The following is a 13244-nucleotide window of genomic DNA, read 5'->3' on the forward strand; positions in this document are numbered from 1 at the left end:
TTACTAGAACAGCTGGACGGCGGGCATGAATCGCCTCGTTCGACCTAGCTCCCTGCGACAACGTCTGACCTGGTGGCTCGCGTTGCAAAGCTTTGCCGGCCTAGGCTTGGTCTGTCTGGCTGTGTATGTAGTGACCGAGGCTAACTTTCATGAGCGACAGGACGAGACGCTCGCCCAGAAGGAGGCAGTGGTCCGCCACATGCTGACCGATGGCAAGGAGCACAAGAACCTGGACAATTTGTCTCACGGGCTCAGTGATTTTCTGGTCGGCCACGGGGATCTCTCGCTTCAAGTGGAAGACCCATCCGGCGCCGTTCTATTTTCTGATACACGGAATCAGAATAAACGCACAGTGCTGCGTCACCGCTTGTTCGATGTGGGCCAGGTTGCCGGGCCAGACACTAAAGTAATGCGCGTGCAACTGTCGTTAGATATCCAGGCCGACAATCTTCTTTTGTATCGACTTCGTCTCACGCTCTTTTTTGCGGCAGTAGGTGGCGCAGTCATCATCACGCTAGGCGGCGTCTTCCTGGTCAAGTTGGGCTTGGCTCCAGTGGATCACTTGGCAGAGCAGACCCGTTCGCTCTCGGTGCACAACTTGCATCACCGCCTGGATGGAATAGGCCAACCACTTGAACTGGTTCCTCTGGTTGAACAGTTCAACAGCCTGCTGTCGCGCATCGAAAAGGCCTATACCCAGATGGAGGGATTCAATGCGGACGTGTCCCACGAGCTGTGCACCCCGTTGGCCACGCTCACGACAAGCAATGAACTCGCTCTCAGAAATTCCAAGGATGCGGACACTCGCGACGTGCTGGCATCCAACCTCGAAGAACTGCAGCGCATGACGGGCATCGTCAACGACATGTTGTTCCTGTCACAGGCTGATCGCGGTGTTAGCGCGCGCAGGGCGTACATCGGCAGTTTGGCGCAGGTCGCCAGCGACGTTCTTGACTACCATGAAGCCGCGCTGGCTGAAGCAGAAGTAACAGCCGTGATCCGTGGCGATGCCACAGGGACTTTTGACGGGCCTCTGTTACGGCGCGCAGTATCCAATCTGCTGGGCAACGCAACACGCTATGCCACAAGAGGCTCCGAGGTACGGATCTGCATCGATCCTCAGACCGACGGCCGTGTTGCCATCAGCGTGGAGAACCAGGGGGCACCAGTTGATCCCATTGATCTCCCTCATTTTTTCGACCGCTTCTTTCGCGGAGATCGTTCACGCACGCACGCGCAGACCAATCACGGGCTGGGTCTCGCCATCGTCGGAGCCATTGCCCGCATGCATGCGGGAAAGCCATTCGCCACATCAAAGAACGGAATTACCCGCGTTGGAATCGATGTTACTAGCCGCTGAGGCAAAGCAAGCTGGAGTTTTTCAACGCTCCGTTAGTGAGGCCAGCGCTGGTGTTCATCATCAATGACAAAAGCATGCGAATGTTTCTGCATGGCACCTTGCGGCACTTCGACAAGGTGCGGGTGATCAGGCGGGAGATTCTCATGGGTGTGTGCAACCTCCGCAGGCTCATGCTCAGGCCACATAAGGGCAGAAAGGGCAATGGCGGCAACTGCAACCACGCCGAGTGACACAAAGCTGACATCAATCCCGTAACGTGCCCCCACCCACCCGGCCAGAGGGTATGTGATCAGCCAGCAGGCGTGTGAAAGCGCAAAATGGGCGGCGAACAAGGCCGGTCTGTCGGCATCAGTCGATGAACGGCGCAACAGCCGACCCGAGGGCGTTTGGGCGAGCGAGTACCCAAGGCCCATCACGAACCACAGGGGCAACAGCACCTCGAACCGGGTGGCAGTGATCCAACCGAGCACCAGCCCTGCTGCAACCACCGATGCGCCAGCGAGCATGGCGGGCCTTTCGCGCACGTTGTCCAGCAGCCTGGGCAAAGCAAGGGCCATGACCATGGAACCGGCCCCAAAGCACGCAAGCGCAATGGCCGTGGATGTCTGGGTCAACCCCATCTGCGACTGCACCATCACGACTGTATTGACGATCACCATCGCGCTACCTGCCGCCACCGCCAGATTGAGCGCCAGTAGCCCACGCAGCCGCGGCGTCGCCAGGTAGATCCGCATCCCCCGGGTGGTGCGCTCGTAGATGCTGCGCTTGGGCGGCATCTTGGCTATGGGAAGCACTACGGAGACCACCAGCGCCGCTGACGCGATGAATCCCACCACGGTACCGCCAAACAGGCTGTGGTAGCTCACGACAGTGAGCAGCAGCGCGGCGAGCATGGGACTGACCAGGGATTCGAGGTCGTAGGCCAGGCGCGACAGCGACAGGGCCTTGGTGTAGTCGGCTTCCTCCGGCAGCACATCGGGGATGGTTGCCTGGAACGTCGGTGTGAACGCGGCCGACGCAGACTGCAGCACGAAGATCAGGACGTACACCTGCCATATCTGCGTGACGAACGGCAGCACCAGTGCAACGGCTGCCCGGACAAGGTCCAGTGCGACCAGAACAGCCCTGCGCGGCAAACGCTCTGCCATGGCGGATGCGACCGGCGCCACGCCGATGTAAGCCAGCATCTTGATGGCCAACGCAGTACCCAGCACGGCGCCGGCATTGGCGCCTGCGAGGTCGTATGCAAGCAGGCCCAGCGCAACAGTTGCCAGGCCAGTTCCCAGCAGCGCAATCACCTGCGCGAAGAACAAATGCCGATAAGTCCGGCTTGCGAGCACGTCCAACATGCGTGGCCTTTCGAGAAACGCCCTTTCGCATCCGCCTGCAATCACGGCATAGCGAGGGTTGTAATATTGACTTTAACGTATCCTGGGGGATAGGATACTTCATGACAGAAAATCATGTACATGCCAGTCATCCCGACGTGGTCAAACGCCTTAAGCGTGCGCACGGCCATCTGGCCAACGTCATTGCCATGATCGAGGACCATCGCCCTTGCAGTGACATTGCGCAGCAACTGCATGCTGTGGAGCGCGCGATCAGCGCTGCCAAGAAAGTGGTGATCCACGATCACCTCGACAACTGCCTGGACCAGGTTGTGGGCGCAAGCGCAGCGTCGGCACGTGCCTCCATCGCGGAGTTCAAGGATTTGACGAAATACCTTTGACCAAGCGGCAGCATTCTTGGCCCCGGTGTTCGTCGGTTGAGCGGGCCCCCGCTCCCTGCCCGGGGGCCCTGGACATTACTGTCCCGTGAAGTTCGAGGCAACGAAGTTGCCTGCAGGGGTAAAGAACATGTAGAGGTTGGCCTTGCTCTTGTCCTGCTCAGCAGGATTGCTGTAGGTCACGCGCCATTCCTTGCCCTTCTTTCCATCGATGAGCTCAGCCTTTTCGCTCTTGATGGCCTGCCAGCCCTTGTCCAGCTTGCCACTGCCCACCAGGGCATCCTTGCGCTGATTGGCGCAGCCCACCACAACCGTATCGGTCGTGGGCTTGTTGCCGTGGAAATGGCAGCTGCTGCCCTCTGCGGCCATTGCTGGAGCCGCGAAGGTGAAGCCGGATGCGATGGTGGCGGCGGCGATGATGTACTTCATGGTGATTTCCTTTAGGGTGGTTGAAAAACGGATCAAAGGGTGTTGCGACTGTTGTCAGTCGAGTTCTGGATATCCATATCTTCATGGATGTGCCGGTGCTCGGTGGCGGGGAAACGGAAGCTGTCTGGATCGACGTCGTGCTGGTATCCGTGCAACTGCATGAAGAGCAGGTACACACCGGCATAAAACAGACCCAGGTTGGCCACGTAGCTGAATCGCTTGAACGACGGCCTGTGGCGCCACAAGGTAAGCAGAGCGACCATCGCGGCAAGCGCTGCGATCTGGCCGAGTTCGACGCCCAGGTTGAAGCTCAGGATGCGCAGCAGCATGGAGGTGTTGTCGTCCCCCAGCGGCAACTGCTGCAGCCGCGTCGAGAGCCCGAAACCGTGCAGCAGGCCAAAGCCGAACACGGCCGCCAACAGGTTGGGAGACTTCGCGTTGAAGTACTTCTGGAACCCCCCGTTGTTGTCGAACGCCTTGTACATCACGCTCAGCGCGATGATGGCGTCGACCAGGTAGTAGTTCCAGGTGATCTTGAAGTACGTGGCAAAGATCAGCGTGATGCAGTGGCCAATCGTGAACACCGTGACGAACTTGGCGACGTCCCTGAAGGAGGTGAGGAAGAACACCACCCCGAACAAAAATAGCAAGTGGTCATAGCCGGTGAGCATGTGGCTCGCGCCAAGACCGATGTACTGAAGATAACCACCATCCAGCATGCGCTGCTTGTCTTCGTCTGATATGCCGTGTGCGACGGCCATCAGAGGAATGAGCATGAGAAATGCCGGAGTGAGCCGCCTCAACCAAAGCGGTAGTTTCATGAAGTGCCTTCCAAAAAAAGAGCGAACAAAAGCTCCAAGGCGCGCGATAAAGCGGGTCTTGGTATCGGACGACCAGGCAGGCCGAGCCAGGCGCGCGCAAAGCACACGCTTATGGACATGCCAAGGACGTCAGGAGAAGAGAGGTGAGGCGCGAAGGGCGAACAGACAGGCGGAGGTCGCTGTCAGTCGCCAACGCTCAGGCGAGCGCTGATGGGGGCCTTAAAAGGCCTTCAAGAGATGGGGGGCTGTACCGCAAAGCGGCAGGAGCCGCAGGGCTGGATGGAGGAACGCTGGGAATGCTCCATGAAGCACTGGACAACAAGGCTGCGGGGGTGATCCCCTCGTCCGCATGTTGATGGGTGTCCAGGCCGCCAGAGGCTTCAAGATGCAGGGACTTGTCGGCATGGTGATGATGGTCCACGTCCTGCGTGTGGACCACCATGTGTGTCAACTGCTCCGCACGCTGGGCCACCGCAAAGGGACTGGCCATGCCAACGGATTGCCACAGCAGGGCAATCAACAGGAGCATGGACCACAGGCGTCGGGACATGTCGCCAGATTCTAGATCAGCGGCCCGCAGAAATGCGTGGGCTGCGATGAAAAGCCATTGTTTCCGCCAAAGCTGACACAAACGTAATCTGGCAGTCAGTGCCCGAGCAGGGCGTGCTTTCTAGACTTCATTCCGTGGTTCGCGAAATGCACCACCCGGCTGCCGACAACGCGGCTGGCCCACCAGGAGAACACCATGAAGTTTCGTCGCTCAATCGACTTGCTCAGCCTGATCTTTGCCAGTGAGCTTTTCTTTGGATCCGAGCACCGCACCGCATGCGCGGCACGGCCAATGAGCCGCCACCACTAGGTCGACTGAGGCGAGCCAACAGCCCCCGCGGCGCTCTCTCAACTCAGATTCCCCAGCAGATTCTTTCATTGAAAGGTATGACCATGAAACTCACCACCGCACTGTTGATCGCATCCTTCGCAGCTGCACCGGCATTCGCCTCGGAGCAGGCCGCGCCGCTCACCCGCGAACAAGTCCGCGCTGAAACCTTGCAGGCCATGCGCGACGGCACCATGCTCTCGGCCGGCGAGGCCAGCTTGCCGATGCGGAAGATCAATCCCCGTGCATATCCTCCAGCACCAGCCCCCACCGCCTCCAAGTCGCGTGACCAGGTGCTCCGCGAGTTGAACCAGGCCATCCAGAGCGGCGAGATGCTCGCCGCTGGCGAGTCCGGCATCAAGCTCAATGAAGTTGCTCCCGGGCAATACCCGACCCAGCGGTTGGTTGCGGGCCCCTCGAAGACGCGCGATCAGGTCAAGGAAGAGCTGGCCCAGGCCATCGCCAAGGGCGAGGTCGCGGTCAATGGCGAAGACGGGCGCATGCTCAAGGAGGTGTTCCCTGGCCTGTACCGAGACACCCAGGATGTTGCGGCAGAGCGCAGCTTCAAGGGCGGCGGAAGCCAGGGTATGTGATTGAGTCTCAAGTGCATAAGGCTCCCTGGTAGCCTGTTCGTGGAGTACAAGAGAAGTCGTTGATCAGGCGACCCCAAAGCGCTGCCGCGCCACCGCATGGTGGCAGCGGCAGCTTGGCCTTTGAGCCCGCCCCTAGCTAAGTTGACCTGTGCGGCACCAGGACCTTCTCCGGGCGCGGATCGCAGCCGGGCGCGCGCACCGGAGTTACAAGTTATTGATCTGCAAAAGCCCGATATCTCGGAAAATCGTTGAATGAAAATCCTGCTCATTGAAGATGAGGTCAAGCTCTCCGAGTACCTGCGCAAAGGACTTGGCGAAGCCGGCTACAACGTCGATGTGGTTCACAACGGCGTGGATGGTCTGCACATGGCTCTGGAGGGTGCACACGACCTCGTGATTCTTGATGGGATGCTTCCAGGCATCGACGGGTTCACGCTGTTGATGGCCTTGCGCAAGACCAGGCAGACCCCCGTGCTCATGCTCACGGCGCGTGTCAGCGTTGAAGACAGGGTGCGAGGACTGCAGACCGGCGCAGATGACTACCTGGTCAAGCCCTTCGCATTCTCGGAGTTGTGCGCCCGCGTACAGGTGCTGCTGCGCCGTACCCATGGTGCTCGGGATGCAGGGGAACCCACAGTGCTGGGCCTCGCAGACCTGGAACTCGATCTGATTCGGCGGAAGGCCTCGCGCGCGGGCCAGCGCATCGAGCTGACCGCCAAGGAGTTTCTGCTGCTAGCGCTGTTCCTTCGCCGCAAGGGCGAAGTGCTTTCCCGCACTGAGATTGCCGAGCAGGTGTGGGACATGAACTTTGACAGCGACACCAACGTTGTGGAAGTCGCAATCCGAAGGCTGCGCACAAAAATGGACGTGAACTTCGACAAGCCATTGCTCCACACGGTAAGAGGCATGGGCTATGTCATGGAAGAGCGCTCCTGACCAGCAGCATGAGAATGCCGAGCTCTGCGCAGCGCCTGAGGCGCCCCGCAGGCGGCACGGATGAGGTGCTGTATGCGGGGCCGAGGCACGTAGTGCTGGCGGAAGCAACGCAAACTCGAACTGCTTACTCAGGTAGCACATGCCCAAGGGCATGAATCTCTCGGACCTCTCACAGCTTCGGCTGAAGGCCATGGCGAGACCATTGAATGAGAGGTCGCTCAAGACACCAGGCTTCCACACACCCGCTGAGGTATTCAGCGAATGTGCGGCATCGACCGGTTGAATCTGCCACTGAATCCCGCCGTCAACATTGGAGTGTTCCATGCGGAATGGATTGCCTGCCACCAGGCATCGGGCGATGCTCCATCCTCGCACGTGTCACCTCTAATACAGATGTGTTTTAGCGCAGCAGCCGCACTGCCGCGACTCACCGTTTATAGAGGGTCACGAATAGTCGAATTCAGGAACGGATCGTGAAGGTAGCGCAACAGCTTTTTAAAACCACAGAGGAAACCGGTGGGACCTTCTACTGGCCTCGTGAAATTGAGCCGTGTGAGGAAATACCCTTCCGTCGTCCAGCGGACGATGACAGCGCCCGCAGCGTCGAAGAAATCTGTACGGCGTAGCCTTTGTCGCTTGCCCGCTGGGTGTTGCACCGAGGGCTCTCAGAACGAAAATCTGTGATGGCAATGGCTTGCGATTTGGGCATGCAGAGGCTCCGCGAGGCAAGCCGCATTCGAATTGAAAACGCACTCCTGATGGGACGCGAATCCAAGTAGTGTGCAGATGCACTAGGTTGCTTGGGCTCTGCGCTCATCCTAAGCCCACATTAGGCTCACCAGGGGTCAGCCGAGTGGTCTCTATAATTTCCGCACCATGCTACGGCGCTTCATCGCGGTTTTGATTCTCCACTTTCTTTTGTGTGTGGGTTTGTCTGCCGCCGGTTTGAATCCGCCCGTCTCTGTTCCGCAGGGTACCGAGGTAGTGGAGCGCAGTACGCCCAGTGGCCCAGGAACACCCCTCGCCTTTTCTGACGCGGACGACCACGCCTTGATGGACGACAAGGGCGATCTCCCGGATAAGCTGGAGCCGCAACGGCGAACCAGTTCAGGCGGCACCAACACGAAGGATGTGGCTTCCACAGGTGCCGCCCCAGTGCTGTCTGCTGTCGTCGATCCACCCCACAAGCCGCCCAGGCTGACAGGCTACCTCGCCTGATTCTTTGCACCGCGCAGTTGCGCGCAGGGCCAGTGTCACCCGCTGCCGCCCTTTTTGATGGTCTTCTGCTGTTCCTGAGCTTCAGCACAAGACACGTCCGCTGCTTCATCTGTCCCTCTCTGCCAAGGCGCTACCCACATCGATTTAGTGGCTGCGACCATGCAAACCGCAAAAAAACTCCATCATGGAAATTGCCATACTCTTTGCCCTCATCTGTCTCAGGGGCCTGTTTGCCATGTCAGAGATCGCTCTGGTCACGGCCCGCAAGGTGCGGTTGCAAAAGCTGATTGATGAGGGCGATAGCGGTGCCGCCGCTGCCGTGAAGCTGGGCGAAGACCCCACGCGTTTTCTCTCCACCATCCAGATCGGCATCACGTCCATTGGCGTGCTGAACGGTATCGTGGGCGAGGCTGCCCTGGCAGCGCCGCTGGCATCGTGGCTGGAGCGCCTGGGCGTGCCGCTGCCCTACGGCGGCTACGCGGCCACCGGGCTGGTGGTGGTGCTGATCACGTACTTCTCCATCGTGGTGGGCGAGCTGGTGCCCAAGCGCATCGGCCAGTCGTACCCCGAGACCTTTGCGCGCCTGGTGGCGCGGCCCATCAACTTTCTGGCACTGGCCACCAAGCCGTTTGTGCTGCTGCTGTCCACGTCCACGCGCACCCTGCTGCGCCTGCTGGGCGTGAAGGAAACCAGCGGCAGCCCGGTGACCGAAGAAGAGATCCACGCCATGCTGGTCGAAGGCACGACGGCCGGTGTGATCGAGTCGCACGAGCACACCATGGTGCGCAACGTGTTCCGCCTGGACGACCGCCAGATCGGCTCGCTGATGGTGCCGCGCGGCGATGTGGTGTGCCTGGACATCGATGCTCCGTTTGAAGAAAACCTGAAGTGCATCGAAGAGTCCGACCACGCACGCTTCCCGGTGGTGCGCGGTGGAATGGACAACATCCTGGGCGTGATCAATGCGCGCCAATGGCTGTCCCGCACGCTGCGCGACAAGGCGCGCGGCGGCCTGGCCGACCAGCCGCTGCAGACGGCGCTGTATGTGCCCGAGACCATCACGGGCATGGAGCTGCTGGACAACTTCCGCCTGTCGGACGTGCACATGGCGTTTGTGATCGACGAATACGGCGAGGTGCAGGGCATCGTCACGCTGCAGGACCTGATCGAGGCCATCACCGGCGAGTTCCAGCCGCGCGACCCCGAGACCTCGTGGGCGCTGCAGCGCGAGGACGGCAGCTGGCTGCTGGACGGGCACATCCCCGTGCCCGAGCTGAAAGACCGCCTGAATCTGGATGCCGTGCCCGAAGAGGAACGCGGCCGCTACCACACGCTCAGCGGCATGATCATGCTGCTGACCGGCCGCCTGCCCAAGGTGACCGACACCGTGCAGTGGGAGGACTGGAAGCTGGAAGTGGTGGACATGGATGGCAAGACCATCGACAAGATCCTGGCGACACGCGTTCCCCAGACAGCAAAGGCTGAGGCCCTGCAGGAGATGCCATCGTGAGACTGCAACTGTCCAGCGGCATCATGCTGACTGGCACTTGCCGCAAGACGTCGTGGCAGGGCTGGCGCCTGTTGTTTGCAATGTTGGCCGTGTTCTCGAGCGCTGCGTGTATGGATGGCTACCCGCAGCACGAAATACCTGCCATTGACCCGCTGGACATGACCCAAGACCAGCGCCTTGCCTCCATGAACGCGATTGGCGAAGAAGCCCACCCCGAACGCCAGTGGAGCTACGACCTCCTTCCTGGTTGTGTTTTGCGCATCGATGTCGATGGTGCGGCAGGTCCGCGTCCGGCCATCGATATCCCGCTTCTTGGTGCAAGCGTCAAGGTGGCAACGAACAAGACAGACGAGACGTTCGATGTTGAAGTCAAACCCGCCCGCCCAGCCTCCGAGGGCGAGACCACGGTCCTGGCAGCCCAGGAATGGGCGCAGGCCATCGGGATGGCCAGGATTCTGCGAATGGTAGAGAAGGGTTGTACTGATGCGTGATTCGGTACTAGACAACGATCAGACTGATACCGTGAAACAGCACCATGAAGGGAGCAATGCATGCGTCTGACGACACGAAGCAGGTTTGCGCTCATTGCTATTGCGGATGTCGCTGTACGTGACGTCCATGGGCCCGTTGCGCTGTCTACCATTGCAAAGCGGCAAGGTATTTCACTGTCTTACCTTGAAACGCTGTTCAGCGCGCTGCGTCAAGCAGGACTGGTCGCGAGCACGCGAGGGCCAGGTGGTGGATACAAATTGGCTCGGAACGCGTCCGACATCACCGTTGCCGACATCGCAAGGGCCTCCGAGCAAGGGGAACTAAGAGGTGTGTCCTGCGAGCGTGACTCGATGAACGCCCGGCAAGGGGCAATAACCCATGATCTGTGGCGAGCATTCCATCAAACCGTGGATGACTATCTGCAGTCCGTCTCTCTGGCCGATGTGGTGAGAGAGCATCTTGAAAAGGGGGACATCAAGGAAGGACTGCGCCCGTCAGCGCCTGCCCCCAAAAGACGCCCACTCCATCCAGAGCGGCAGCTCCCTACTGGAAATGTTACGAATTCGGTTTTTGCGCTGGGTAGGACTCTGAGGGCGAGATAGCACTCAGCTCAGAGCCCCCTTTGAGCCGTGATCCGCCGTCTAGAAGGACTGCAGGTGCACGTTACCCTATGTTTTCTGGCGCCAGTCGAGGATGGTGAACGAAGGTCGGGTATCGGCAACTACCGACATTGGCAGGCCAAAACTGAGCGACGGCAACCAGCCTGAAGCAACCCTCTGAAACGAGTCACGCGGCTCAAGAGCCCCCCAATACTGTGAGTGGTTCACAGTAGCCCGGGCCACTCCACTTGTTCAACAACAACGGTCCCCGCGACCCGTGGAGTTCCCATGCCATCCAGAATCCCCGTCCACATCGACGGCCAAGACTTTCCGAGCATCAACAAAGCCAGCCTCTTCTACCGAGAGATCCTGCACCGCCATCAGCCAGGCCAATCAGTATCAGACCCCGATCAACTCGAGATCAAACGCCTGATACACAGTGCACAGCAAACTCCTCAGCCTCCCGCATCTGACGCACAGATTCGTGTGATCCAGGGCAAGTACGGCCGCCATTGCTTTGCCATCCACGCAAAGGATCGATCCATGCAGACCATCTCCATCATGCGTTCCGTGCGGCAATGCATCCTCAGCGTGGAGGGGCCTTCATCGAGCGTCCAACCGCAGCCCACCGCGGCTTGAGACCCTTTGGCAATGCGCTTCAATGGCTCTTCACATCTCCCTGGAGGTGTCTTTTTCCTCGATCCTAAATTTCTTCAGTCACATATCACCCCAGTGACCTGACCACCATCTGCCCTTTGGCAGCGGCTCAACTTCCATAAAGCCCGGCACGCTCATTTCGAGCTGCCGGGCTTTATGCCGTCTTGGTCGGGGTTTTCTGTCCTTCTGTTTCTCGGCTCAGCCATCTGCCCCCTCTTCAGCCCCGTGTGTTCACGCATCCGGGGCTTTTGCTTTTTGGGGCTGCCGGTTGGTATTTATGTCTCGGTTCCCTGGTTCTTCAACACGCATGTTCTTTCAAGGAGATTTCCATGCTTACCTGTCCCCAATGCCAATCCCCACGATTGGAATCCCGCGATCTCGGTCGCACTGCTGGTGGCGCTGTCGGCGCTATCGCAGGCGCTGCCAGTGGTGCCGCCAGTGCACTGCGCGGTGCCCGACTGGGCGCTACTTTCGGCGCATTCGCCGGTCCTGCAGGGTCAGTCCTTGGCGGTCTCGCCGGTGCCGCCCTCGGTGGCCTGGTGGGCGGCGCCATCGGTTGCGAAGTCGGCAGCAAGATCGGTGAAGCCGTCGATCAGAACTGCCTCGCCAACTACCGCTGCCTGGAATGCGGCCACACCTTTGGCCCTCCACGCGAGTGAGGTGTTTCGGCGGTCCTCGTCCTGCTGACTCCTCGGCCTCGCGCTTCTTTGGCTTTTCCTTTCTCTCTTCCTCTCTCACTCCCCTGCCCTGGTTCCTTGTTCCAGCCGTGTGCTCTTCGGAGACACGCAGTGGCGCAGCTATGGGTGGGTGGTTTTCGTGTTGTCGGTCTTTCGTTTTCTTGTTCTTTCTTCCATTTCTTCAAGGAGTATTTCAATGGCACATCTCGTTCAAACCATGGCCTATGTCGGTGAGACCCCTTGGCACAACCTGGGTCAGCAACTGCCCGCCAAACAACCCATCGATGTCTGGGCCCGTGAAGCGGGCATGGACTGGACCATCCGCGAGACCCCCGTGCGCTACATGGCCACGGAATCTGCTTCTGCAGTCGGTACATCCTCTTCTGTCTCGGACCTCTATGGCGAACCCATGGAGTTCCCCGATCAGAAGGTGCTGTACCGCAGCGATACCAAAGCTCCTCTGTCGGTGGTCAGCGCCCGCTACCAGGTGGTGCAGCCCAAGCAGGTACTGGAGTTCTACCGGGATCTGACGGAAGTCTCTGGTTATGAGCTGGAGACGGCCGGGGTTCTCAAGGCCGGGCGCAAGTTCTGGGCTCTGGCTCGCACTGGCAAGTCCTCAGCTTTGAAGGGCAACGATTTGGTCAATGGCTATCTGCTGCTGGCCACGTCCTGCGACGGGACTTTGGCCACCACGGCCACACCGACGACGGTGCGCGTGGTTTGCAACAACACCCTCTCGATTGCGCTGTCCGGAACATCGAGCGCGATCAAGGTGCCCCACAGCACCAGCTTTGATGCGCAGGCGGTCAAGAAGCAGTTGGGGATTGCCGTCTCCCAGTGGGACGGTTTCATGTACCGCATGAAGACCTTGTCCGAGCGCAGGGTCAAGAGCCATGAGTCCATGAACTACTTCCTCAAGGTGCTGTGCCAGACGGATGCTCATGCGGATGCGTCTGCAGGTCTGACCAACGAACGTGCCCTCAAGAAGGTGCAGGCCATGTACGAGGGCCAGGGCCGGGGCGCGGAGTTGGCAGCCGCCAAGGGCACGGCCTGGGGCCTCTTGTGCGCCGTCACCGAGTTTGTGGACCACGAGCGCCGGGCGCGCAGTCAGGAGTACCGACTGGACAGTGCCTGGTTTGGTCAGGGGGCCACGCTCAAGCAGCGGGCTCTGGAGCAGGCCTTGCAGTTGGCGTCGTGATGGTGCCTGCCGTTCTGGCGGCACATCCTGTTTTTTGTCTCGCGCCTTATCCATTCACCTCCATCGCCCTTAACGGCATAGACCCCGGCTCCTTCAGTGGACCGGGGTCTTTGTTTTTCTGGGGGCGGTGCTGGTATTCGTTTTTTTCACA

General features: G+C 59.7%; 15 protein-coding genes. 10 read left to right on the forward strand and 5 right to left on the reverse strand.

Annotated features, from left to right (window positions below):
• Positions 1–25: 25 nt before the first annotated feature.
• Entirely contained in the window at positions 26–1360 is a 1335-nt protein-coding gene (locus AC1Q64_RS05445) for a heavy metal sensor histidine kinase (protein ID WP_108499856.1), read from the forward strand.
• A 32-nt stretch (positions 1361–1392) separates the two neighbouring features.
• Here AC1Q64_RS05445 and AC1Q64_RS05450 read toward each other — a convergent pair whose 3' ends face one another.
• Positions 1393–2709, reverse strand: coding sequence for an MFS transporter (locus AC1Q64_RS05450; RefSeq protein WP_108500226.1), 1317 nt, complete (start codon positions 2707–2709; stop codon positions 1393–1395).
• A 101-nt stretch (positions 2710–2810) separates the two neighbouring features.
• Between AC1Q64_RS05450 and AC1Q64_RS05455 the strand changes: the two genes are divergently transcribed.
• Positions 2811–3089 (forward strand): metal-sensing transcriptional repressor, encoded by a 279-nt coding sequence (locus tag AC1Q64_RS05455; RefSeq protein ID WP_108500227.1) that lies wholly within the window; start codon positions 2811–2813, stop codon positions 3087–3089.
• A 75-nt stretch (positions 3090–3164) separates the two neighbouring features.
• Here AC1Q64_RS05455 and AC1Q64_RS05460 read toward each other — a convergent pair whose 3' ends face one another.
• The 3 genes from AC1Q64_RS05460 to AC1Q64_RS05470 all read right to left on the reverse strand — a co-directional run bounded on the left by AC1Q64_RS05460 (position 3165) and on the right by AC1Q64_RS05470 (position 4886).
• Entirely contained in the window at positions 3165–3515 is a 351-nt protein-coding gene (locus AC1Q64_RS05460; RefSeq protein WP_288851642.1) for a DUF6488 family protein, read from the reverse strand.
• 32 nt (positions 3516–3547) lie between these two features.
• On the reverse strand, positions 3548–4291 hold the full coding sequence (locus AC1Q64_RS05465; RefSeq protein WP_199227824.1) for a HupE/UreJ family protein: 744 nt from the start codon (positions 4289–4291) through the stop codon (positions 3548–3550).
• Positions 4292–4532: 241 nt separating this feature from the next.
• Complete coding sequence (locus AC1Q64_RS05470) at positions 4533–4886, reverse strand: hypothetical protein (protein WP_146191474.1); 354 nt, start codon at positions 4884–4886, stop codon at positions 4533–4535.
• Positions 4887–5278: 392 nt separating this feature from the next.
• On the opposite strand from AC1Q64_RS05470, the gene AC1Q64_RS05475 reads away from it, so the two are divergent.
• The 7 genes from AC1Q64_RS05475 to AC1Q64_RS05505 all read left to right on the forward strand — a co-directional run bounded on the left by AC1Q64_RS05475 (position 5279) and on the right by AC1Q64_RS05505 (position 11200).
• Entirely contained in the window at positions 5279–5806 is a 528-nt protein-coding gene (locus tag AC1Q64_RS05475) for a DUF4148 domain-containing protein (protein WP_288851643.1), read from the forward strand.
• 252 nt (positions 5807–6058) lie between these two features.
• Positions 6059–6742, forward strand: a complete 684-nt coding sequence (locus AC1Q64_RS05480; protein WP_108500232.1) for a heavy metal response regulator transcription factor — start codon at positions 6059–6061, stop codon at positions 6740–6742.
• An 876-nt stretch (positions 6743–7618) separates the two neighbouring features.
• Positions 7619–7960 carry a hypothetical protein gene (locus AC1Q64_RS05485; protein ID WP_288851644.1) on the forward strand — a complete coding sequence of 114 codons (342 nt, stop codon included), beginning with the start codon at positions 7619–7621 and terminating at the stop codon, positions 7958–7960.
• A gap of 184 nt (positions 7961–8144) precedes the next feature.
• Positions 8145–9470, forward strand: a complete 1326-nt coding sequence (locus AC1Q64_RS05490; RefSeq protein WP_492250712.1) for a hemolysin family protein — start codon at positions 8145–8147, stop codon at positions 9468–9470.
• Positions 9467–9961: a hypothetical protein gene (locus AC1Q64_RS05495; protein WP_108500008.1), complete on the forward strand. Its 495-nt coding sequence runs from the start codon at positions 9467–9469 to the stop codon at positions 9959–9961. The genes AC1Q64_RS05490 and AC1Q64_RS05495 overlap by 4 nt, the downstream gene beginning before the upstream one ends.
• A 60-nt stretch (positions 9962–10021) precedes the next feature.
• Entirely contained in the window at positions 10022–10564 is a 543-nt protein-coding gene (locus AC1Q64_RS05500) for an Rrf2 family transcriptional regulator (RefSeq protein ID WP_492250713.1), read from the forward strand.
• Between the two features lie 285 nt (positions 10565–10849).
• Positions 10850–11200 (forward strand): hypothetical protein, encoded by a 351-nt coding sequence (locus tag AC1Q64_RS05505; RefSeq protein ID WP_069105678.1) that lies wholly within the window; start codon positions 10850–10852, stop codon positions 11198–11200.
• 515 nt (positions 11201–11715) lie between these two features.
• Here the strand turns inward: AC1Q64_RS05505 and AC1Q64_RS05510 are convergent.
• A complete protein-coding gene (locus AC1Q64_RS05510; protein WP_172727755.1) occupies positions 11716–11853 on the reverse strand; it encodes a hypothetical protein in 138 nt (45 codons plus the stop codon).
• Between the two features lie 238 nt (positions 11854–12091).
• Here AC1Q64_RS05510 and AC1Q64_RS05515 point away from each other — a divergent pair, with 238 nt between their 5' ends.
• On the forward strand, positions 12092–13093 hold the full coding sequence (locus tag AC1Q64_RS05515; protein ID WP_288852049.1) for a DUF932 domain-containing protein: 1002 nt from the start codon (positions 12092–12094) through the stop codon (positions 13091–13093).
• The last annotated feature ends 151 nt before the right edge of the window (positions 13094–13244 follow it).

This window comes from Acidovorax sp. GW835-FHT14G06, assembly GCF_058793595.1.

Excerpts from the sequence above, each read along its gene's own strand:
- AC1Q64_RS05450 (WP_108500226.1), bottom strand. The coding sequence starts at position 2,709 with ATGTTGGACGTGCTCGCAAGCCGGACTTATCGGCATTTGTTCTTCGCG.
- AC1Q64_RS05480 (WP_108500232.1), top strand. The coding sequence starts at position 6,059 with ATGAAAATCCTGCTCATTGAAGATGAGGTCAAGCTCTCCGAGTACCTG.
- AC1Q64_RS05470 (WP_146191474.1), bottom strand. The coding sequence starts at position 4,886 with ATGTCCCGACGCCTGTGGTCCATGCTCCTGTTGATTGCCCTGCTGTGG.
- AC1Q64_RS05455 (WP_108500227.1), top strand. The coding sequence starts at position 2,811 with ATGACAGAAAATCATGTACATGCCAGTCATCCCGACGTGGTCAAACGC.
- AC1Q64_RS05465 (WP_199227824.1), bottom strand. The coding sequence starts at position 4,291 with ATGCTCATTCCTCTGATGGCCGTCGCACACGGCATATCAGACGAAGAC.
- AC1Q64_RS05490 (WP_492250712.1), top strand. The coding sequence starts at position 8,145 with ATGGAAATTGCCATACTCTTTGCCCTCATCTGTCTCAGGGGCCTGTTT.
- AC1Q64_RS05505 (WP_069105678.1), top strand. The coding sequence starts at position 10,850 with ATGCCATCCAGAATCCCCGTCCACATCGACGGCCAAGACTTTCCGAGC.
- AC1Q64_RS05460 (WP_288851642.1), bottom strand. The coding sequence starts at position 3,515 with ATGAAGTACATCATCGCCGCCGCCACCATCGCATCCGGCTTCACCTTC.
- AC1Q64_RS05515 (WP_288852049.1), top strand. The coding sequence starts at position 12,092 with ATGGCACATCTCGTTCAAACCATGGCCTATGTCGGTGAGACCCCTTGG.
- AC1Q64_RS05445 (WP_108499856.1), top strand. The coding sequence starts at position 26 with ATGAATCGCCTCGTTCGACCTAGCTCCCTGCGACAACGTCTGACCTGG.
- AC1Q64_RS05500 (WP_492250713.1), top strand. The coding sequence starts at position 10,022 with ATGCGTCTGACGACACGAAGCAGGTTTGCGCTCATTGCTATTGCGGAT.
- AC1Q64_RS05485 (WP_288851644.1), top strand. The coding sequence starts at position 7,619 with ATGCTACGGCGCTTCATCGCGGTTTTGATTCTCCACTTTCTTTTGTGT.
- AC1Q64_RS05475 (WP_288851643.1), top strand. The coding sequence starts at position 5,279 with ATGAAACTCACCACCGCACTGTTGATCGCATCCTTCGCAGCTGCACCG.